Source organism: Dermatophilus congolensis (assembly GCF_900187045.1).
Classification (GTDB): Bacteria; Actinomycetota; Actinomycetes; order Actinomycetales; family Dermatophilaceae; genus Dermatophilus; species Dermatophilus congolensis.
This window is the reverse complement of sequence record NZ_LT906453.1, coordinates 2,024,191-2,044,295: the sequence shown is the minus strand read 5'-3', so window position 1 is coordinate 2,044,295 and position 20,105 is coordinate 2,024,191. Positions and strand designations below refer to the sequence as shown.

At 57.5% G+C, this 20,105-nt stretch carries 14 protein-coding genes and 1 tRNA gene; 12 read left to right on the top strand and 3 right to left on the bottom strand.

All coding sequences use genetic code 11. The features are described 5' to 3' along the window. Positions 1–72: 72 nt before the first annotated feature. The 6 genes from pyk to polA all read left to right on the top strand — a co-directional run bounded on the left by pyk (position 73) and on the right by polA (position 6,889). Positions 73–1,503 (top strand): pyruvate kinase, encoded by a 1,431-nt coding sequence (gene pyk, locus CKV89_RS08750; RefSeq protein WP_028326342.1) that lies wholly within the window; start codon positions 73–75, stop codon positions 1,501–1,503. Positions 1,504–1,692: 189 nt separating this feature from the next. Further along, a tRNA-Leu gene (locus CKV89_RS08745) sits at positions 1,693–1,775 on the top strand. A gap of 307 nt (positions 1,776–2,082) precedes the next feature. Beyond that, positions 2,083–2,379, top strand: a complete 297-nt coding sequence (locus CKV89_RS12715; RefSeq protein ID WP_084440807.1) for an SdpI family protein — start codon at positions 2,083–2,085, stop codon at positions 2,377–2,379. A gap of 499 nt (positions 2,380–2,878) precedes the next feature. After that, on the top strand, positions 2,879–3,352 hold the full coding sequence (locus CKV89_RS08735; RefSeq protein WP_154657552.1) for a hypothetical protein: 474 nt from the start codon (positions 2,879–2,881) through the stop codon (positions 3,350–3,352). Positions 3,353–3,432: 80 nt separating this feature from the next. Continuing rightward, positions 3,433–4,077 (top strand): ANTAR domain-containing response regulator, encoded by a 645-nt coding sequence (locus tag CKV89_RS08730; protein ID WP_084440806.1) that lies wholly within the window; start codon positions 3,433–3,435, stop codon positions 4,075–4,077. Positions 4,078–4,189: 112 nt separating this feature from the next. Continuing rightward, positions 4,190–6,889, top strand: coding sequence for a DNA polymerase I (gene polA, locus CKV89_RS08725; protein WP_028326340.1), 2,700 nt, complete (start codon positions 4,190–4,192; stop codon positions 6,887–6,889). Between the two features lie 28 nt (positions 6,890–6,917). On the opposite strand, the gene CKV89_RS08720 is transcribed toward polA, so the two are convergent. Further along, positions 6,918–7,724 (bottom strand): class I SAM-dependent methyltransferase, encoded by an 807-nt coding sequence (locus CKV89_RS08720; protein WP_028326339.1) that lies wholly within the window; start codon positions 7,722–7,724, stop codon positions 6,918–6,920. Positions 7,725–8,084: 360 nt separating this feature from the next. Between CKV89_RS08720 and rpsA the strand changes: the two genes are divergently transcribed. The 3 genes from rpsA (at position 8,085) to uvrB (ending at position 13,038) form a co-directional block, all read left to right on the top strand. Further along, positions 8,085–9,539, top strand: coding sequence for a 30S ribosomal protein S1 (gene rpsA / locus CKV89_RS08715; RefSeq protein WP_028326338.1), 1,455 nt, complete (start codon positions 8,085–8,087; stop codon positions 9,537–9,539). Positions 9,540–9,691: 152 nt separating this feature from the next. Further along, complete coding sequence (coaE, locus tag CKV89_RS08710) at positions 9,692–10,885, top strand: dephospho-CoA kinase (protein WP_028326337.1); 1,194 nt, start codon at positions 9,692–9,694, stop codon at positions 10,883–10,885. A gap of 47 nt (positions 10,886–10,932) precedes the next feature. Next, entirely contained in the window at positions 10,933–13,038 is a 2,106-nt protein-coding gene (uvrB, locus tag CKV89_RS08705; RefSeq protein ID WP_028326336.1) for an excinuclease ABC subunit UvrB, read from the top strand. 59 nt (positions 13,039–13,097) lie between these two features. On the opposite strand, the gene CKV89_RS08700 is transcribed toward uvrB, so the two are convergent. Next, entirely contained in the window at positions 13,098–14,615 is a 1,518-nt protein-coding gene (locus CKV89_RS08700) for an acetyl-CoA hydrolase/transferase family protein (RefSeq protein ID WP_028326335.1), read from the bottom strand. A gap of 246 nt (positions 14,616–14,861) precedes the next feature. Here CKV89_RS08700 and CKV89_RS08695 point away from each other — a divergent pair, with 246 nt between their 5' ends. Both CKV89_RS08695 and CKV89_RS08690 read left to right on the top strand, forming a co-directional pair. After that, complete coding sequence (locus CKV89_RS08695) at positions 14,862–15,611, top strand: MFS transporter (protein ID WP_157728100.1); 750 nt, start codon at positions 14,862–14,864, stop codon at positions 15,609–15,611. Next, positions 15,608–16,123, top strand: coding sequence for an MFS transporter (locus CKV89_RS08690; RefSeq protein ID WP_034400371.1), 516 nt, complete (start codon positions 15,608–15,610; stop codon positions 16,121–16,123). Before CKV89_RS08695 ends, CKV89_RS08690 begins: the two co-directional genes overlap by 4 nt. A gap of 93 nt (positions 16,124–16,216) precedes the next feature. On the opposite strand, the gene CKV89_RS08685 is transcribed toward CKV89_RS08690, so the two are convergent. After that, positions 16,217–16,810, bottom strand: a complete 594-nt coding sequence (locus CKV89_RS08685) for an MBL fold metallo-hydrolase (RefSeq protein ID WP_324603334.1) — start codon at positions 16,808–16,810, stop codon at positions 16,217–16,219. A gap of 104 nt (positions 16,811–16,914) precedes the next feature. On the opposite strand from CKV89_RS08685, the gene uvrA reads away from it, so the two are divergent. Next, positions 16,915–20,064, top strand: a complete 3,150-nt coding sequence (gene uvrA, locus CKV89_RS08680) for an excinuclease ABC subunit UvrA (protein WP_034400561.1) — start codon at positions 16,915–16,917, stop codon at positions 20,062–20,064. The last annotated feature ends 41 nt before the right edge of the window (positions 20,065–20,105 follow it).

Genomic DNA, 20,105 nt, shown 5'->3' with positions numbered 1-20,105 from the left:
TCGTGCGCAATAGGCCGGGAACTCTATCTAAGAGGAATCGCTATCTGATGGGTGCTCGCTAGAATCAAAACTATGCGTCGAGCCAAAATTGTCAGCACACTCGGTCCCGCTGTCAGCAGCCTTGAAAAGATTAAGGAGCTGGTCGACGCGGGTATGGACGTCGCTCGGATTAACCGATCTCACGGTGATTATGAGGAGCATTCGCAGCAGATTGCCTGGGTGCGTGAAGCTGCCGATGAAGCTGGGCGGCCAGTTGCTGTTCTGGTTGATTTGCAAGGCCCCAAGATTCGTACAGGGCGTTTTTCCGCAGGCCCGGTGCGCCTGGAAAATGGCGATTCTTTCACAATCACTACACGGCCGGTCGACGGTAACCAGGAAATGGTGGGCACCACCTACTCGGGTCTAGCTGGCGATGTGAAGGTGGGGGATCCGCTCCTCATTGACGACGGGAAAGTGCGCCTAGAGGCCGTTGAGGTGACGGACACAGACGTGGTTACCCGGGTTATCGAGGGTGGGGTTATTTCGAACAATAAGGGCATCAATCTGCCCGGTGTGGCAGTGAGTGTTCCTGCCTTGTCCGATAAGGACGAAGATGACCTTCGCTGGGGCTTGCGTGAGGGCGCGGACTGGATCGCGTTGTCGTTCGTGCGGGATGCCTCTGACATTGATCGAGTGCGCGAAATTATGCGCGAAGAAGAGATTTTCCGGCCTGTGATCGCCAAGATCGAGAAGCCGCAGGCGGTGGAGAACCTCGCCGATATTGTGGCCGCATTCGATGGTGTGATGGTGGCCCGTGGCGACTTGGGCGTGGAACTTCCGTTGGAAGAGGTCCCGCTGGTGCAGAAGCGCGCTATCGAGCTGTGTCGCCGTAACGCTAAACCGGTAGTGGTTGCCACGCAGGTTTTGGAGTCGATGATTGAGAACTCGCGGCCTACGCGGGCTGAGGCCAGTGACTGCGCTAATGCGGTGTTGGATGGCGCGGACGCGATCATGCTTTCGGGTGAGACGAGCGTGGGTAAGTACCCGATTGAGGCTGTGCGGACGATGGCGAAGATTATTTCTTCGACGGAAGGTCGGGGGTTGTCGCAGATTCGTCCGTTGATGACGACGCCGCGTACTCCAGGGGGCGCGATTACGCGTGCGGCTTCGGAGATCGCTAACTACCTTGGCGCTAAGTATTTGGCTGTGTTCACTACTTCGGGTGACTCTGCACGCCGTATGTCTCGGGTTCGCCCTGATGTGCCGATGATTGCATTGACGCAGCGTGAGGAAACTCAACACAAATTGTGTTTGACCTGGGGTATCAATGCTCACTTGGTTCCTGATTACAACTCGTCACGCAAAATGGTTGAGGCAGTGGATCGGGTGTTGTTGTCGGAGAGTACGCAGTTCGCGCGGGCTGTTCCCGGTGATTTGGTGGTGATCGTGGCAGGCACGCGTCGTGGAGTAGAGGGCACGACGAACAGCATCCAGGTGCACAAGGTTGGTAGCTCTTTGGAATGACGTGAGGGTTGTGCTGCCTTGAGTGGTGGCGGCCTGTGTGGGGTGTCTCATCTTCGAATGGGCGCCCCACCTGCTTTTTTGGATGCTCATCTATGATGTGGAGGGGGTGTGTTGCGGACGTCGATTATTGGCTTGGAGGGGTAAGGGGTTATAGTAGAGACCTGTTCTACGCCGGGTTTTCCCGGGCCCGCCGGGGTGGTGGAATGGCAGACACGGAGCACTCAAAATGCTTTGACCTAACGGTCGTGCGGGTTCAAATCCCGCTCCCGGCACTCTGAGGCTGAATCCCCCGAACCTACGAGGTTCGGGGGATTCGCTGCGTTTGGGGGATGCCTGAATAGGCTTGGCGTCGTTGAATAGACTTACTGTCGGCGCTCTGACCTTTAGGTACTCTCGGTCCTCGATCTGCAATGCCTAGCAGAGGTATTCAGTCAGTTGGTGCAATCCATATTGTGGATTTATGCCCACTGCTTCATTTATGGAAAGGAATAACCACTTTGGATGTTCAAGGCTCACTTGAGTCGAATGCTCTCCTTTGCTTAGGTATACATGTTCTGATGTCCTTTATTTACTAATTACATCCCGTTTAAAGTCAGGCGCGGCACTTTCCGTCGCAACGGGTGGATCGGAATTCGAATTCCTCAGACGCTAAAAGATGACGCAGCGTGGGAAGCTGGGCATCGAGCTGCTTGCTATCCCTTGATGGTCGCCGCTTTAATCCATGTCACTGGCTTCGTGTCGACTCTGTTTGCTTGGGGCATAGGGCACGACAAGCAACTTATCGTAGTAATTATGTTGACCTGCATGGCCATCAACGCCTTGTTTTTAGTCTGGGCGACCATTCGGGCCATCAAAGCTGCAAACGAGACCAACTGATAGCCAGTTGAAAAAGAGTTATCTCCTGGACTCAGAGAGCGCAGTTCCTTGGGCTTACCGCAGTTCCACGTTTGAAGAAAGGCGAGCGCAGAGCTTCGTGCGACTGAACGTGCAGGACGAATGCTTGTTACTCTTCCCAAGATCTCAGCCATTGAGGTCGACTCACTAGCCGCACTCTCCTTAACGGAGCCTGCCGATGATGCAAATTTCTACCTGTCTTTGTCGGCGCTCTGAGAATGGAATGACCTCCTGGTGGGGGTCAAAGCTAGTGGGGGAGCGCGACTGCTTGCCCAGGAGCTCTACCCAATCCGATGGTCGGTGACAGTGTCGTTCCTTGTCCTTGGCGTGAGCGTGCTTGCTGTTCTTGTGGGGTCACTTCTTGTTCTGACTTTGTTGACAGCGCGACCCAGGGAGGCCGACATCAGGGCTGTTGACTATCGCTTTCGTTTATTTAGCAGTGGCGTTGCTCGGTGGGGTCTTACGTATCTGCGCTAGCTATATGGCCGTACGGTCGGCGTGGCAGGTAGCTGACAGTATCCGTGTCCGTCTGCTGCGGCGCATTGCTATAGATCGACCGATTCTTGAAGTAGAAAGTAAGAGCACGATTATTCGCACATTGCTGGGGTTGCTCCCTGATGATGCAGGATGTGCGCAATGGAATGGTCAGGTTTTGGTCGCTCCTGCGAGGCAGATGCAATCTCCACGGGTGGCTTATGCGCGACAGTTACCAAAATTCGTTGCAGGAACTGTTCGCGAGAATCTTCAGCTGGGCAACGAATCCATCACAGAAGCCGAGATGCTGCGTGCTTTCAAAGCCGTGCACCTGACTCCTGGTGCCTCAGAGCTAGCAGAAGGATTGGGCAAGATGCTTGAATCCGAGAGGCAAACGCCCTATCTGGTGGACAGCGGCAGCGGTTGGCCCTTGTGTGAAACAGGTGCGCTTTATCGCTGTGTGTCGGCGAGTGTGATGTAAGGCTCTTTTTCGTTCTGCGGCATGCAACAACGTCAACACACCCGGTGCCAGCAGGTGCGGTAGGCGCCTAGAATCGATGCGTGACAGCCAACGAGACGACTGAAGAGCAGGCCCCTGCTGAGTCGACCCCCGAACGTGAATCCGACGCCCTGCGGGTCGTGGTGGCCGAAGACGAGGCACTGATCCGCCTCGACTTGGCCGAAATGCTCGCAGAAGCCGGTTACGAGGTCGTGGCGCAGGCCGCTGACGGTGAAGAGGCTGTAGAGCTAGTCACCGCAGAGCGCCCCGACATCGTAGTCATGGACGTGAAAATGCCAGTCCTCGATGGAATCTCGGCCGCCGAGAAGCTGCACGCCGAACGCATTGCCCCTGTCATCATGCTGACCGCTTTCAGCGACCGCGACCTGGTTGAGCGAGCGCGTGAAGCAGGCGTCATGGCTTACGTGGTGAAGCCTTTCACCATCGATGATCTGCGTCCGGCGATCGACATTGCCCGCAGCCGCTGGCAAGAGATGCATGAACTTGAGGCTGAGATCGCTGATCTGGGGGAGCGCCTCGAAACACGTAAGGCAGTAGATCGCGCTAAGGGGGTGTTGATGACTCAGCTCAAACTGAGTGAGTCTGACGCGTTCCGGTGGATCCAAAAAACCGCGATGGACCGACGACTGTCGATGCGTCAGGTTTCTGAGGCAGTGATCGCGGGCCTGCCAGGTAAGAAAAAGTAAGCGCGTTTCTGCGCGGCAAGAAAGAGGAGAGGAATACCCCAGGGTGATCCCCTCCTCTTTTTGCATTGCGAGGTGGGCGCGCAGCCGTGCCCAGAGCACCTAGGCTGGGTGTGTGGGTCGACTACTTCTTCTTGACGGACACTCCCTCGCTTACCGGGCCTTTTTTGCCCTGCCTGCGGAGAATTTCGCGACAGCTACGGGACAAACAACGAACGCTGTGTTCGGGTTCACCTCAATGCTGATCAACCTGTTGCGGGATGAACAGCCAACACACGTGGCAGTGGGGTTCGACCTTTTCAAACCGACGCTGCGTTTGGCGGAGTATCCGGAGTACAAAGCTGGCCGAGCTAAAACACCAGAAGAGTTCACGAGCCAGATCCCGCTGATCATCGAGGTCTTGGATGCGATGGGGATCCGGCACACCGCGGTCGAGCAGTATGAGGCCGATGATGTGATCGCGACACTGGCTGCTCGTGGGGAGGAAGCCGGCCACGAGGTGCTTGTGGTCTCTGGTGACCGGGATTCCATGCAAATGGTCACCGACCGTGTCACAGTCCTGTACCCGTTGCGTGGCACTTCTGAGCTGGCTCGCCTGGATCCTGCGGGTGTCGAAGAGCGTTACTTGGTGCGCCCGGAGCGGTATAGCGACTTGGCTGCGCTCGTGGGGGAGAAGGCAGACAATCTTCCTGGGGTGCCAGGCGTCGGGGCGAAAACGGCAGCTAAATGGCTCAACCTGTATGGCGACCTGTCTGGCATCGTCGCTCACGCTGACGAGATTAAAGGCAAAGCAGGCCAGAATCTGCGGGACAACCTGGAATCAGTGCTGCGTAACCGGCGGCTTAACCAGTTGACGTCCGATCTTGCCCTTCCTGTCACTATCGATGATGTGCAGTGGCAGGGCCCTGACCGGGAGGCTGTGCATGCGGTATTTGATGCGCTGGAGTTCCGGGTGCTGCGGGACCGGTTCTTTGAAGTGATTGGCCACGACAGCGGAGACCAAAGCACGCAAAGCACTGTCGAATTGGAAGAAACAGAGGTGGCTCCTAACGAGCTTGGAGCATGGCTGGATGCGCATACGCGTGCCGGTGAACGCGTTGGCGTCATGGTTGAAGGGCAGTGGGCGCGCGGCACGGGGGACGCGTGGGCTATGGCTATTGCTGCCCCTGATAACGCTGCTGCCTATATCGATCTGGAGTCGTTGACAGATACGGACGAGAAAGCTTTCGCTGCTTGGCTCGCCGATCCGCAGCGACAGATGGTTCTGCATGACGCGAAAGGCCCTTTGCAAGCGTTAACCGCTCGGGGATACGCCCCTGCAGGGCTGTCGGGTGATTCCTCTATCGCCGCCTATCTAGTTCATCCAGATCAGCGTTCCTATGACCTTGGCGATCTCGTGATGCGGCATTTGCATCGCGAGCTGGCGCACGGGAGCAGTAATGGCCAGGGCATGCTGGATATCGGCGGCGGGGATGACCACGCTGCAGCCAGTGATGCGATGGCACGCGCTCGCGCGGTGCTGGATCTTGCTAATGCGCTTGAGGCATTGGTGGACAGCAGTGGTGGGATGACGCTGTATCGGGATATTGAACTTCCGTTGGTGGCGGCTCTGGCTCTGATGGAGCGTCGGGGTATCGCTGTGGATCGTGCTCGGCTGAACGAGCTGGAGCAGCATTTCGCTGATGCTGTCGCCGATGCTGCGCAAGAGGCGTACGGCGCTATCGGGCATGAGGTGAATCTTTCTTCTCCCAAGCAGCTTCAGGTTGTGCTGTTCGAGGAATTGGATCTACCGAAAACCAAGAAAACAAAAACGGGTTACACCACGGATGCTGATGCGTTGAACAGCTTGTTCGAGCGTACGGGGCATCCTTTCCTTGAGGCGTTGCTGCGCCACCGGGACGCCTCGAAACTGCGTTCAACGGTGGAAGGCCTTATTAAAGCCATCGCTGACGATGGGCGAATTCACACCACGTATCAGCAGACGATTGCGGCTACCGGGCGGTTGTCTTCCACAGACCCGAACTTGCAGAACATCCCGATCCGTACCGACTCTGGTCGCCGTATCCGTAGTGTTTTTGTGCCAGGCCACGCAGCTGGCAGTCAGGGCTCGGTGGCGTATGAGTCCGTCCTTTCGGCGGACTACAGCCAGATCGAAATGCGCATCATGGCTCACTTGTCTGGTGATGAGGGGCTCATTGAGGCTTTCCGCAGTGGTGAGGATCTGCACCGTTTTGTCGGGTCGCGTGTGTTTGAGGTTGCCCCCGAAGACGTCACGCCTGCTATGCGCAGCAAAGTGAAAGCGATGTCGTATGGCTTGGCGTATGGGTTGTCTGCTTTCGGGTTGTCACGGCAACTGAAAATCTCTACCGCCGAAGCGAATACCTTGATGGAGGGGTACTTTGAGCGCTTCGGGGGAGTGCGGGATTACCTGGCTGAGGTAGTCGAGGTTGCGCGTAAGCAGGGGTACACCGAAACGATGCTGGGGCGGCGGCGCTATTTGCCTGATTTGACCTCATCGAACCGGCAGCGTCGTGACATGGCTGAACGAATGGCGTTGAACGCACCTATCCAAGGCTCTGCCGCCGACATCATCAAGATCGCCATGCTGCGTGTAGAGAAAGCGATTGATGAGGCGGGAATCGCCTCACGCGTTTTGCTCCAGGTGCATGACGAATTGGTGGTGGAGGTAGCGCCGGGGGAGAAGGACCAGGTGTCTGGCTTGATTCACCGTGAGATGGGCGGCGCGATCGATTTGTCTGTCCCGCTTGTCGTCAATATCGGTGTTGGCGATAACTGGCAGACAGCCGCTCACTGATGAGCGCGTGGCGCGCGGGTATGTGTAGTTACTTGCGCGCCACGAAGATCGCGGTTCCGGGAATGTGAGCACCGCGTTGGGGACTCCATCCTCCCCATGTTTGTGTGTTCCAGCTGGGCCATTCTGGTTCGACGATGTCGAGCAGAGTGAATCCGCTGGTTGCCAGTGCACGTACGTGATCGCCGATGGTGCGGTGGTATTCGGCGTAGTCGATGTGCTCGCCGCTGCGTTCGATGTAGGGCGAGCGGTCGAAGTAGTTCATGGATGCGTGGAGGGCATCGGGGGCGTCGGGGAAGGCCCAGCGGATGGGGTGGGTGGTTGAGTATGCGAGGAGACCGCCGTTGGTCAGAACGCGTGCGCATTCGTGGAGCATTGCGTTGATGTCGGCGATGAATGGTGTTGCGCCGTATGCGCTGAAGGCGATATCGAAGCTGGCGTCGGCGAAGGGTAGGGCGATGGCGTCGGCTTGGACGAGTGGTACGGCGTTATTGGTTTTGGTGTTGAGGTGTTGGGCTACGTCGAGCATTCCTTCTGCAATGTCTGATGCGACGGCTGTGCCGCCGCATGCTGCTATGTATCTGCTGCCTTGTGCGGCGCCGGAGCCGAATTCGAGAACGCGTTTGTTGGTGAGGTTTCCTAGGAGGTGTAGTTCGCTTTCTCGGATTCCTTCTGGGCCCCAGACCAGTTCAGCGTCGCCGAGGAAGTCGCCGTGTTCGGTGTAATAAGTGTTTGCTTCTGTGCTCCACCAGTTCCGGTTGCCGCGGTGTGTGTCGGTGGCTTCGGCGTGTGTTGTTCCGCGCCCGGCGGTGCGAGGTTCTTGGGTGGGGTCTGTCATGACAGATTCTTTTCTCGGGAAGGTTGGCTGGTTGGTGGTGGGTTTTGGTGGCTGATCTCAAAATCGTTGCTGGGTATCGGTGCTGAATACGCCTATCGCCCTTTGCTCGAAACAGTTGTGAACGGTAGGATTAGTCGGTCTCTGCATACAACCATTGTCTGGTGGGTCGGTAATTAAATGCGCGTCTGACGATTTGTTTGACGCACGGTCCCTGTGACGCAGTGAAACGGATGTCACCGTCGAATGGAAGTGCTTCCCGGATTATGAAGTCCGGCGCAGAGGCGAAGAAAGAACTTGTCCAAGAGCCGGCACCCATGTGTCGTCTCCCGATTTTCTGTCCACCTACGGAGCCCCAACTACATGACTTCCACCCCCGAGATCGCGATCAATGACATCGGCTCGAGTGAAGAGCTGCTCGCCGCAATCGATGCCACCATTAAGAACTTCAACGACGGTGACATTGTCGAAGGCGTGATCGTCAAGGTCGATCGCGACGAGGTCCTCCTCGACATCGGTTACAAGACCGAAGGTGTTATCCCTTCGCGTGAGTTGTCCATCAAGCACGACGTTGACCCTTCTGAGGTCGTCACCGTCGGCGACGAGGTCGAAGCTCTTGTCCTCCAGAAGGAAGACAAAGAAGGCCGCCTCCTCCTGTCCAAGAAGCGTGCACAGTACGAGCGCGCTTGGGGCACCATCGAGAAGATCAAGGAAGAAGACGGCGTCGTCACCGGTACCGTCATCGAGGTCGTCAAGGGTGGTCTCATCCTCGACATCGGCCTGCGTGGCTTCCTGCCCGCTTCTCTCGTGGAGATGCGCCGTGTCCGCGACCTTCAGCCGTACGTCGGCAAGGAGATCGAGGCCAAGATCATCGAGCTCGACAAGAACCGCAACAACGTGGTCCTGTCGCGCCGCGCATGGCTCGAGCAGACGCAGTCCGAGGTTCGCTCCAAGTTCCTCCACGACTTGCAGCGCGGCCAGGTTCGTTCCGGCCAGGTTTCCTCGATCGTCAACTTCGGTGCGTTCGTGGACTTGGGTGGCGTCGACGGTCTCGTGCACGTCTCGGAGCTGTCGTGGAAGCACATCGACCACCCCTCCGAGGTTGTCGAGGTTGGCCAGGAAGTCACGGTCGAGGTTCTCGACGTCGACATGGACCGCGAGCGCGTCTCCTTGTCGCTGAAGGCTACGCAGGAAGACCCGTGGCAGACCTTCGCCCGTACGCACGCCATCGGCCAGATCGTGCCTGGTAAGGTCACCAAGCTGGTTCCGTTCGGTGCGTTCGTGCGTGTCGAAGACGGCATCGAGGGCCTGGTGCACATCTCCGAGCTGGCCGAGCGCCACGTGGAGCTGCCGGAGCAGGTTGTGCAGGTTGGTCAGGAAATCTTCGTCAAGGTCATCGACATCGACCTGGACCGCCGCCGCATCTCCCTGTCGCTCAAGCAGGCCAACGACATCGCCCTGGCTGGCGCCGAGTTCGACCCCACGCTGTACGGCATGGCGGCCGAGTACGACGAGGCCGGCAACTACAAGTACCCCGACGGCTTCGACCCGGAGGCCAACGAATGGCTGCCCGGTCACGACGCCGAGCGCGAGGCTTGGGAGCGCGAGTACGCCACGGCTCAGAGCATGTGGGAGCAGCACCGCACTCAGGTCGAGGCCGCTTCCAAGGCCGAGGCCGAGGCTGCAGAGGCTGGCGCCGCCGAGGCGACGTCCTACTCCTCTGGCGCCAACACCACGCAGGTGTCCGCTGCTGAAGGCACGCTCGCTTCCGACGAAGCCCTCGCGGCTCTTCGTGAGAAGCTGACCGGCAACGCCTGATCAGTGTTGACGCAGCGATGATCACGCTGGAGCTGCTGCTCCACAGGTGATTTTCAGAGCGTGAGAAAGGCCCTGTCCACCTCAGGTGGACAGGGCCTTTCTCACGTGGCGTTTCCCCGCCGTAACGGGGTTGAGAGGCCTACCATGGCGTCATGGTGAACATCGGCTTGACGGGCGGCATCGGATCGGGAAAGTCCACAGTGGCGACCGCGCTGCGCGCGCGAGGAGCTGTAGTTGTTGACGCAGACGCCATAGTGAGAGATTTGTTAGGGCCAGGCGGCGGCGCTGTTCGTGCGGTAGTGGACCGTTTTGGTGACGAAGTAGTAGGCGAAGACGGGGCAATCGATCGGGCTGCATTGGCGTCGACTGTTTTCCAGAATGCAGAGGCGCGAAACGATCTCGAGGCGATCGTGCACCCTCTGGTGGCTGTTCGCACCACAGAAATAGTGGCAGCCGCGCCCGAAGATTCGATCATTGTTCACGATGTCCCGTTGCTGGTGGAGAAGCACATGGGCAGGCAGTATCACCTCGTCATGGTGGTGCATGCTCCAGCCGAAGAGCGCGCACGGCGATTGGTGGAAAAGCGTGGAATGAGCCACGCTGACGCGATGGCACGGATGTCACATCAAGCTGACGATGATGCGCGTCGGGCAGCAGCAGATGTGTGGCTGGATAATTCTGGGACAGAGGAAGAACTCCTCGCTCAGGTAGAAAAAGTGTGGGAAGAGCGGATTATCCCGTTCCGCGACAATCTCATCGCTGGGCGGATTTACAGGCCCGAAAACTCGTCGGTGCTGGTGGATTATGACGAGCAGTGGCCTGCCCAAGCGGCACGGATTATTGACCGGTTGTCTGCGGCGCTGGGAGATAAAGCCCCCGAATTTGAGCACGTTGGTTCTACTGCAGTGCCTGGTATGGAGGGTAAAAACGCGATCGATATCCAGGTCGGGGTTCGGGATCTACATGAAGCTGATGATCCTGAGTTTGTGCGGATTTTGACTGACCTGGGGTATCCCCGCGTTGAGGAATACCGCTTGGATCACCCCACTGATGATTTACCGGATCCTTCGTTGTGGATTAAGCGTTTTCACGGTTCAAGCGACCCGGGGCAGGTAGTCCATTTGCATGTGCGTGAGATTGGTACTGCTGGCTGGCAGTACGCATTGCTGTTCCGGGATTGGCTACGGGGAGATCCAGGAGCTGCCGAGGAGTACGTGGAAGTGAAAGCCACTGTTGACGCGCAGAGCAACTCCGTTGAGGAGTATCGCCGTTCGAAGGCGCCGTGGTTCAACGAAGTGTGGCCGCGTATTCAAGCCTGGGCGCGTAAAGAAGGATGGCAGGGCTGAAGCTCTCAGGGGCTCTCTAGTTGGCAGGCGGGTTTACGGTGTAAGGCATGCGTCCCATCACCGATCTGCAGCGCACGGTCGCCCCTATTGAGGTTGTTTCGGAGTATTCGCCTAGCGGTGATCAGCCAGCCGCCATTGCAGAGCTGACTCGCCGTATCAATGCGGGCGAGCAGGATGTGGTCCTGCTGGGTGCTACGGGTACAGGTAAGTCAGCCACGACAGCGTGGATGATCGAGCAGGTGCAGCGTCCAACGTTGGTGATGGCTCCCAATAAAACTCTTGCTGCTCAATTAGCTAACGAATTTCGGGAGCTGCTACCGAACAACGCGGTCGAGTACTTCGTCAGCTACTACGACTATTACCAACCCGAGGCGTACGTGCCTTCTACAGACACGTACATCGAGAAAGATAGCTCGATCAATGATGAGGTTGAGCGGCTGCGGCACTCGGCAACTAACTCGCTTTTGACGCGTCGTGATGTGGTGGTGGTTGCTTCAGTCTCATGCATTTACGGATTGGGTACTCCGCAGGAGTATGTCGACCGGATGCAGCGGCTGCGGGTGGGGATGCAGATAGAACGTGACGACTTGCTGCGTCAGTTTGTTCAGATGCAGTACAGCCGTAATGATTTCGCGTTCGAACGTGGGACTTTCCGGGTGCGGGGTGACACGGTTGAAATCATTCCGCAGTACGAAGAACTAGCGATTCGTATCGAATTTTTCGGTGATGAGATTGAGCGTCTCCAAACCTTGCATCCACTTACGGGTGAGGTAGTTCGTGAAGAAAACGAACTGTATGTGTTCCCGGCGTCGCACTATGTGGCAGGCCCTGAGCGTATGGAGCGCGCTATCGCCGGCATTGAAACTGAGCTGGCTGAGCAGCTGAAAAAGTTCGAGCGGGAAGGGAAACTTCTCGAGGCGCAACGGTTGCGGATGCGCACTACCTATGACATCGAGATGATGCGCGAAATGGGTGCATGTTCGGGTATCGAGAACTATTCGATGCATATCGATGGGCGAGAACGGGGCAGCGCACCGAACTGTTTGCTCGACTATTTCCCGGAGGATTTCCTTCTCGTTATTGATGAGTCTCACGTGACAGTGCCACAGATCGGCGCCATGTATGAGGGTGACATGTCACGTAAACGGGTGTTGGTCGAGCATGGTTTCCGGCTGCCTAGCGCGATGGATAACCGGCCATTGAAGTGGGAAGAATTCCTGGAGCGCATTGGGCAAACGGTGTATTTGTCTGCCACGCCTGGTGATTACGAGTTGGCTAAGTCTGATGGGTTTGTGGAGCAGATCATCCGGCCCACTGGGTTGATTGACCCCGAGATCGTAGTGAAGCCAACTAAGGGACAGATCGATGACTTGCTCGCGCAGATCAATGAGCGGGTGGCCAAACAGGAGCGGGTGCTGGTTACCACGCTCACGAAGAAGATGGCTGAAGATCTCACGGAGTATCTGCTGGATAAGGGGGTGCGTGTTCGTTATCTGCACTCGGAGGTAGACACTCTTCGACGTGTGGAGCTGCTTCGTGAGTTGCGGGTCGGGGTGTTTGACGTGCTGGTTGGTATCAACTTGTTGCGTGAAGGTTTGGATCTGCCTGAGGTGTCGCTCGTGTCGATTCTCGACGCCGATAAGGAAGGGTTTTTGCGCTCTACTCGCAGCCTGATTCAGACGATTGGCCGTGCTGCTCGTAACGTTTCGGGGCAGGTACACATGTATGCCGACACCATTACGCCCTCGATGCAACAAGCTATTGATGAGACGCTGCGGCGTCGGGAAAAACAGCTTGCTTATAACGCTGAGCACGGTATCGATCCGACCCCGCTGCGGAAGAAGATCGCAGATATCACGGACATGTTGCATCGTGAGGATGAAGACACCGACGAGTTGATAGGGAGTGCTCGGGCTGCTTCGCGAGGCAAACGTGCATCCGAGCGTGGAAAGTCGGCAGGGATGGAGTTTGATGCCTCTCGCCTAGATACCGCAGGGATGCCGCAGGCTGAGTTGGCTGATTTGGTGGAGCAACTGACTGAACAAATGCATCGTGCGGCTGAAGAGCTTCAGTTTGAGTTGGCGGCGCGGTTGCGTGATGAAATCTCAGACTTGAAGAAAGAGCTGCGGGGCATGATTCGCGCTACAGAGTGAAAAGGGAAATAGGTTGGGGCGGGGCGATAATCGCCCCGCCCCAACCTACGAGCCGGGGGTTAGGCTTCCGGTTTCATGGATCCTGTGCGCAGGAAACGCTGGTGCCACGAGTGCGCGATTTCTAGGTCGTGCGGGGTGTGCTGGCCGTTGGCGACTTTGCGGGCATGCTCGTAGTAGTCACGCAGCATGGGGCGGAAGTCGGGGTGGGCGCAGTTGTTGATGATGCGTTCGGCGCGTTTACGGGGAGCCAGTCCGCGAAGATCGGCGAGTCCGTGTTCGGTGACGATCACGTCGACGTCATGTTCAGTGTGGTCCACGTGTGAAACGAACGGGACGATCGCCGAGATTGCGCCGCCTTTAGCGGTTGAGGGGGTGACGAATGCAGAAATGTAGGCGTTGCGGGAGAAGTCACCGGACCCGCCAATGCCGTTTTGCATCTTTGAACCCATGATGTGTGTCGAGTTCACGTTGCCGTAAATGTCAGCTTCGATGAGCCCGTTCATGGAGATGACACCGAGGCGGCGAATGAGTTCGGGGTGGTTCGAGATTTCCTGGGGCCGCAGGATGATGTGCTTGCGGTAGTGCGCGGCATCACGGTTCATCTTTTCAGCGGCGTCAGGAGACAGCGAGAACGCGGTTGCTGAGGCGACGGTGATTTTGCCGGAGTCGATGAGGTCGAGCATCCCATCTTGGATGACCTCGGTGTAGGAGGTGAGGTCATGGTAGGGACGGTCGAGTAGACCAGCCAGGACAGCGTTGGCGATGTTACCGACTCCCGACTGCAGGGGGAGGAGTTCTTTGGGGACTCGGCCCTGCTCGACCTCGTAGTCGAGGAAGTCCAATAGGTGGTTAGCGATGGCTCGGGAAGTGTCGTCGAGTGGTTTGAAGGGGGTGTTGCGGTCGGCTTGGTCGGTTTCGATGACGGCGACGACGCGGTCGGGGTCGACGCGGTAGTACTTTTCACCGATGCGGTCTCCGGGGGCCACGAGGGGGATCGGCACCCGGTTGGGGGGCAGTGCGGTGCCGTAGTAGATGTCGTGCATTCCTTCGAGGTCGGCGCTTTGCCAGCTGTTGACTTCGAGGATGATGCGGTCGGCGCGGTCTAGGTAGGTTTTGTTGTTGCCGACGGAGGAGCTGGGGATGAGATGTCCGTCTTCGGTAATCCCGGCGACTTCGATGACGGCGACGTCGAGGTTACCGAGGAACCCTTCCCACACCAGGGGGGCAACTTGGGACAGGTGGATGTCTACGTAGTCCATGTCGCCGGCGTTGATGCGGGCTCGGGTGGCGGGGTCGGACTGGTAGGGGGTGCGTAATGAGATGCCGTTGGCTTCGGCGAGGGAACCGTCGAGTTCGGGGGCGGTAGAAGCTCCGGTCCATGCCCCGATGCGGAATTCGTTGCCTTCGGCGTGGGTGCGGCGCATTTTTTCGGCCAGGGCGACGGGGAGAGCTTTGGGATATCCGGCGCCGGTGAAGCCGGCGAAGCCTACGTTGTCACCATCTTTGATCATTTCGGCTGCGTCTTCAGCAGTGGTGATTTTGCGGCGTAGGGATTCGTTGGCGATGCGGTGGGCCATGATTCCTCCTGATGCTGGGGGTTCAGGATTGATCGTAGGTCGCAAGGGGAGCGAACGTGTCCTATTACGCAGTCATTAATGCCACACTGCTTGATGGGTGAGTGAAGTTGCTCACTAACTATTGCCTAAGTTGGCGCTGTTTGGTGGGTGGGGGTTGGTCATGCTGTGCCGGTATTGGGTGATAGGTGAGCCGGCCTGCGTGGGGCCGGTAATTTTTTGGGGATAAGAGGTACATCGTTCATGCGAATGAGAGATAGGGCGGCGCTTCCGTTATTAGCGGCGTCTGAGATATTGGGGGCTTTTGCTACGCAGATCGCCGCGTTTGCGATTCCATTGTTTGCTGTTATTTCTTTAAATGTTGATTCGTTTCATATTGGGGTTTTAAATTCTATTGAGTCCGCGGCTGCCGTGGCTGCTGGATTACTTGTAGGTGCGCGAGTCGATATTTATGGCGGCCGTTTTTCGATACTTGTCGCTCATGGTTTGCGTTGCGCCGCTCTAGTTTTCCTTGCTGTAGCTTGTGTTATTGAGCCAGCTTTTTGGATGCTTCTTGTAGCGATGTTCCTTCTCGGGGTGGGGGCAATCGTGAACGAGTCAGGTGTGGATGCGACCCTCGTTGAGTTGGGTGGGCGAGATGTGCGCTACCTCAACAAAGCGAACAGTCTTTTACGTGCAGGTTCAGTGCTCTCAGAGATCGGTGGCCCAGGAGTAGCGGGTGTCCTCGTAGCGGGCGTGGGGTTTGCGTATGCACTCGGGGGAGGCGGTGTGTTTTTTGCGTTAGCTTTTCTTTTCGCGTTGATCGCAACCAGTGTGCCAAGATTTTCCCGTAAAAATGTATCTAGCAACGTCAAGGAGCGTGAGGGATCTCGGCGGGGGATTTTTGACGGCATCACAAGCATTATGGGAAATCCATTGCTTCGACCTTTGGTGATCTCCACTGTTCAATCAACGCTTTCAGTGCCTGCTTCTAGGCAGTTTTCCTTGTTTTTTGCGTGAAAGTTCTACACTTCAGTACCGAACATGTTGCCCTTATTAGAATATGCGGCGGTATCGGTGGCCTTGTCGGTGCTGCAGCAGCCAATAGCGGGTACGTGCACAAGAACATGAAACTCAGCTACGGCGTGTCACTTTTCTTGCCATCGGTTGCGGTGGTCGTTATTTGCCTGAGCGAGTTCGTCACAGCCGGCGCGGTTTCACTGGCTTTGGTGTGCGCCGCTGAGTTCCTTTTTGTGGCAGCGATCGTGCTGTGTGTCGTCGTGTTCAACAGTTTGCGCCAAAGTCACAGCCCCGAGAACATGGTCGGCCAGATCGCTGCCTCCGAGCGTGTCCTGGCTCTGTGCGGCGAAATCCCTGGAGGAATTTTCGGTGGTCTTTTCGCCGCCGCATTGAGCCACAGCGCTGTTTTGTGGGTCGCAGCCATCGGTATGGCTGCTTCAGTGATCTGGGTTACGCACAGCACTGGCTGGGATGACGAAAAAGACCACGACTCCCAGCTTGTTACGGTCTAACCCCCGGTGGGGCTACCAACCCCGCTGGCGCCATTCAGGAAGGCTGGGGCGTTCAGTGCCGATGGTGGTGTCCGAGCCATGCCCGGGGTAAACTCAGGCATCATCGTCATATACGTCGAAAAGGCGCTGCTCGACGTCATCGATGAGCGAAGCAAAATCCTCAGGGCTGTCTGTTTTTCCTACGCCGCCAGGGAAAAGCGAGTCCCCTGTGAAAAGGTGAACACTGCCATCGGGGGCGGTCCAGGCCAATGCAATCGCGCCAGGAGTGTGACCCCGCAGCGCTATGACGTCCACAGTGTGCTCTCCAACGGTGATGGTGTCCCCGTGATCCACGGTTCGGTCGGCAGGCAGAGGCAGGGCCGCAGCGTCGCGCACTCCTGCGATGGTTTCAGCCCCCGTAGCCTCTGCAATTTCAACTAGAGCGCCGGTGTGGTCGGGGTGCCGGTGCGTAGTCACGATCGTGGCTACAGGTGCTGCGCTCTCAGCGATCAAACCGTTGATCCGGGCGGCATCAGCGGCGGCATCGATCAGCAGTGATCCACGGCCGTCGCTAGGCGTAAGTAGATAAACGTTGTTGTTCATCGGGCCGACACTGGCTTTACGGATAGTGAGCGTGCCGAGGTCACGCACGTCGCTGGGGCCTCCGCTGACGACCTCGCCGGTGTAGTGACTGTGAGTGTCCTGCATGCTATCTCCTGGTAGATCGCTGGCGCAGTGGTGTTTAAAAATGATCAGGTGGGCCTTGTGTAACAACGTTGATGAACGAATCGCCCATGCTGCTGGCGCGAACGATGTCGCCCCCTGCCCCTAGAGTGACATGTGTGCCAGTCGAAGCTTCTTCATCATCCGTAGCGCGTCGATCGGGGACGGCCGAGGGTAGCTCTGGTCGTATCGTCGTACGCGGGGCCAGGGAACATAACCTGAAGAATGCCGGGATCGACATCCCCCGTGACTCGCTGGTCGTGTTCACCGGCTTATCCGGGTCAGGAAAATCCTCCTTGGCTTTCGACACGATTTTCGCTGAAGGGCAACGACGCTACGTTGAGTCCCTGTCCTCATATGCACGCATGTTCCTCGGGCAGATGGACAAACCTGACGTCGACATGATCGAGGGGCTGTCCCCGGCGGTATCCATCGATCAAAAAGGCACCAACCGCAACCCCCGCTCCACAGTCGGAACCATCACAGAGGTACACGACCACCTGCGACTGCTGTTCTCTCGCGCTGGGCGAGCCCACTGCCCGGTGTGTGGTGAAGCCATCACGCGACAAACACCGCAGCAAATCGTTGACCAGCTGATGGAACTTCCTGAGCGCACCCGATTCCAGGTGTTAGCGCCGGTGGTTCGCGGCCGTAAAGGCGAACACATTGAACTATTGAAAGACCTTCAACAACAGGGATATTCACGGGCGCTGATCGATGGACAGCGGTATGAGCTCACCGACCCACCCGCCCTAGAGAAACAGAAGAAACACACCATCGAGGTGATCATCGACCGCCTCGTCGCCAAAGGACCAGGACAAGACACCAACCGTCAACGCCTCACCGACTCAGTCGAAACAGCGCTGCGCCTGGCCGCCGGGATCGTACTCATCGACTTCGTCGACGTCACCGACAACAGCGACAGTGACCTACCAGCGCGGCGACGATTCTCCGAAAACCTGGCCTGCCCCAACGAGCACGAAATCAACGTCGAAGCTTTCGAACCCCGCACCTTCTCGTTTAACAGCCCCTTCGGCGCCTGCCCCACCTGCACCGGCATTGGCACCGAAAAAGAAGTAGACCCCGAGCTCATCGTCCCAGACGAAGAACTGTCCATCCGGGAAGGTGCCATCCAGCCCTGGTCCCAAGCCGGAAAACTCGCCGACTATTACGAAAAAGTAGTCAGCGCGCTAGCCCAAGAGCTGCACTTCACCCTCGACCAACCCTGGCGTTCACTATCCAGTGAAGCCAAAGAAGCACTCCTGTACGGAAAGAACTACAAAGTCCACGTCAAATACCGAAACCGATGGGGCCGAGAACGGGCCTACACCACCGGATTCGAAGGCGCGATCTCTACAGTGAACCGCCGCTACAAAGAAACCGAATCCGAATCATCACGGGAACGCTACGAAGGCTACATGCGGGAAATCCCGTGCCCGTCCTGCCACGGAGCACGCCTAAAACCCGAAGTGCTCGCCGTGACCATCGGTGGACGTAACATCGCCGAAGTCTCCGACCTAGCCATCCAGGAATGCCTTGACTTCTTGTCCTCCGTCGAATTCACCGACCGAGAAAAACAAGTCGCTGACGCAGTGATGCGTGAAGTGGGCGCCCGACTTGGATTCCTCCTTGACGTCGGCTTGGACTACCTGTCCCTGTCTCGACCCGCCTCCACCCTCTCCGGTGGCGAGGCACAACGCATCCGCCTTGCCACCCAAATTGGTTCAGGTCTTGTCGGCGTGCTCTACGTTCTCGACGAACCTTCCATCGGGCTACACCAACGCGACAACGACCGCCTCATCGGCACGTTGAAACGCCTGCGCGACCTCGGCAACACACTCATCGTGGTCGAGCATGATGAAGACACCATCGATTCAGCGGACTGGCTGGTTGACATCGGCCCTGGGGCAGGCGAAAACGGCGGTGAGGTTGTCTACTCCGGCCCCGTGGAAGGCATCAAAACAGTTGACCGCTCCGTCACCGGGGCGTACCTGTCTGGCCGTAAAGAAATCAGCGTCCCGGCTACCCGCCGAGGCATCGACAAAAACCGCACCTTGCGCGTCCTCGGCGCGAAACAAAACAACCTGAAAAACATTGATGTCACTGTGCCGTTAGGGTGTTTCGTCGCCGTCACTGGTGTTTCCGGCTCCGGGAAATCCACCCTCGTCAACGACATCCTGTACAACGTGCTCGCCAACCGGCTTAACCGGGCCCGTCATGTCCCCGGCCGTCACCGGCAAGTTCAGGGCACCGAACAACTCGACAAAGTCGTTCACGTTGATCAGAGCCCAATCGGGCGCACTCCGCGATCCAACCCAGCCACCTACACAGGTGTCTTCGACAAGATCCGCAAACTCTTCGCCGAAACCAATGAGGCAAAGATGCGCGGCTACACCGCCGGCCGGTTCTCCTTCAACGTCAAAGGCGGCAGATGCGAAGCCTGCCACGGTGACGGCACCCTAAAAATCGAAATGAACTTCCTTCCTGACGTGTACGTGCCCTGCGAGGTGTGCCATGGTGCTCGCTACAACCGCGAAACCCTCGAAGTGAAGTTCAAAGGCAAATCCATCGCCGAAGTTCTCGACATGCCCATCGCTGAAGCTGCCGAATTTTTCGGCGCCATGACTGGGATCGTTCGCTACCTAGAAACACTCACCCAAGTCGGTCTGGGATATGTGCGCTTAGGGCAGCCAGCCACCACTCTTTCTGGCGGCGAGGCCCAACGCGTCAAACTCGCCACTGAACTGCAACGCCGCAGCACAGGAAAAACGATCTACGTCCTTGACGAACCCACCACAGGACTGCACTTTGAAGACGTCCGCAAACTCCTTCTCGTGCTGCAGGGACTGGTGGACAAGTCCAACACGGTTGTCGTAATCGAACACAACCTGGATGTCATCAAGTCAGCAGACTGGATCATCGACATGGGCCCTGAAGGCGGCGCTGGCGGCGGAACCGTTGTCGCTGAAGGAACCCCAGAAGACATCGCCCGTACTGAAGGAAGCCACACCGGAACCTACCTGGCACCCCTGCTGGAACGCTCCGGCGTTACCCCCACGATCGTGAAACCATCCACGGCTTCTGGGAAAACAGCGACATCCTCGACGGCAGCGAAAAGCAGCACGAAAAAGACCGGTGCTGCGAAAAAGACAACAACCGGGAAAAATACGAAAACAACGGCCAAGAGCAGCAGCGTAAGTGCCTCTACACGCCGCAAGGCCAAAGCATTGAAGTCCTGACGCGAGAATGTGTCCAGACGTGTGCACCCCACGTCGCCACC

Excerpts from the sequence above, each read along its gene's own strand:
- pyk (WP_028326342.1), top strand. The coding sequence starts at position 73 with ATGCGTCGAGCCAAAATTGTCAGCACACTCGGTCCCGCTGTCAGCAGC.
- CKV89_RS08735 (WP_154657552.1), top strand. The coding sequence starts at position 2,879 with ATGGCCGTACGGTCGGCGTGGCAGGTAGCTGACAGTATCCGTGTCCGT.
- CKV89_RS08720 (WP_028326339.1), bottom strand. The coding sequence starts at position 7,724 with ATGACAGACCCCACCCAAGAACCTCGCACCGCCGGGCGCGGAACAACA.
- rpsA (WP_028326338.1), top strand. The coding sequence starts at position 8,085 with ATGACTTCCACCCCCGAGATCGCGATCAATGACATCGGCTCGAGTGAA.
- coaE (WP_028326337.1), top strand. The coding sequence starts at position 9,692 with ATGGTGAACATCGGCTTGACGGGCGGCATCGGATCGGGAAAGTCCACA.
- uvrB (WP_028326336.1), top strand. The coding sequence starts at position 10,933 with ATGCGTCCCATCACCGATCTGCAGCGCACGGTCGCCCCTATTGAGGTT.
- CKV89_RS08700 (WP_028326335.1), bottom strand. The coding sequence starts at position 14,615 with ATGGCCCACCGCATCGCCAACGAATCCCTACGCCGCAAAATCACCACT.
- CKV89_RS08695 (WP_157728100.1), top strand. The coding sequence starts at position 14,862 with ATGAGAGATAGGGCGGCGCTTCCGTTATTAGCGGCGTCTGAGATATTG.
- CKV89_RS08685 (WP_324603334.1), bottom strand. The coding sequence starts at position 16,810 with ATGCAGGACACTCACAGTCACTACACCGGCGAGGTCGTCAGCGGAGGC.
- uvrA (WP_034400561.1), top strand. The coding sequence starts at position 16,915 with ATGTCGCCCCCTGCCCCTAGAGTGACATGTGTGCCAGTCGAAGCTTCT.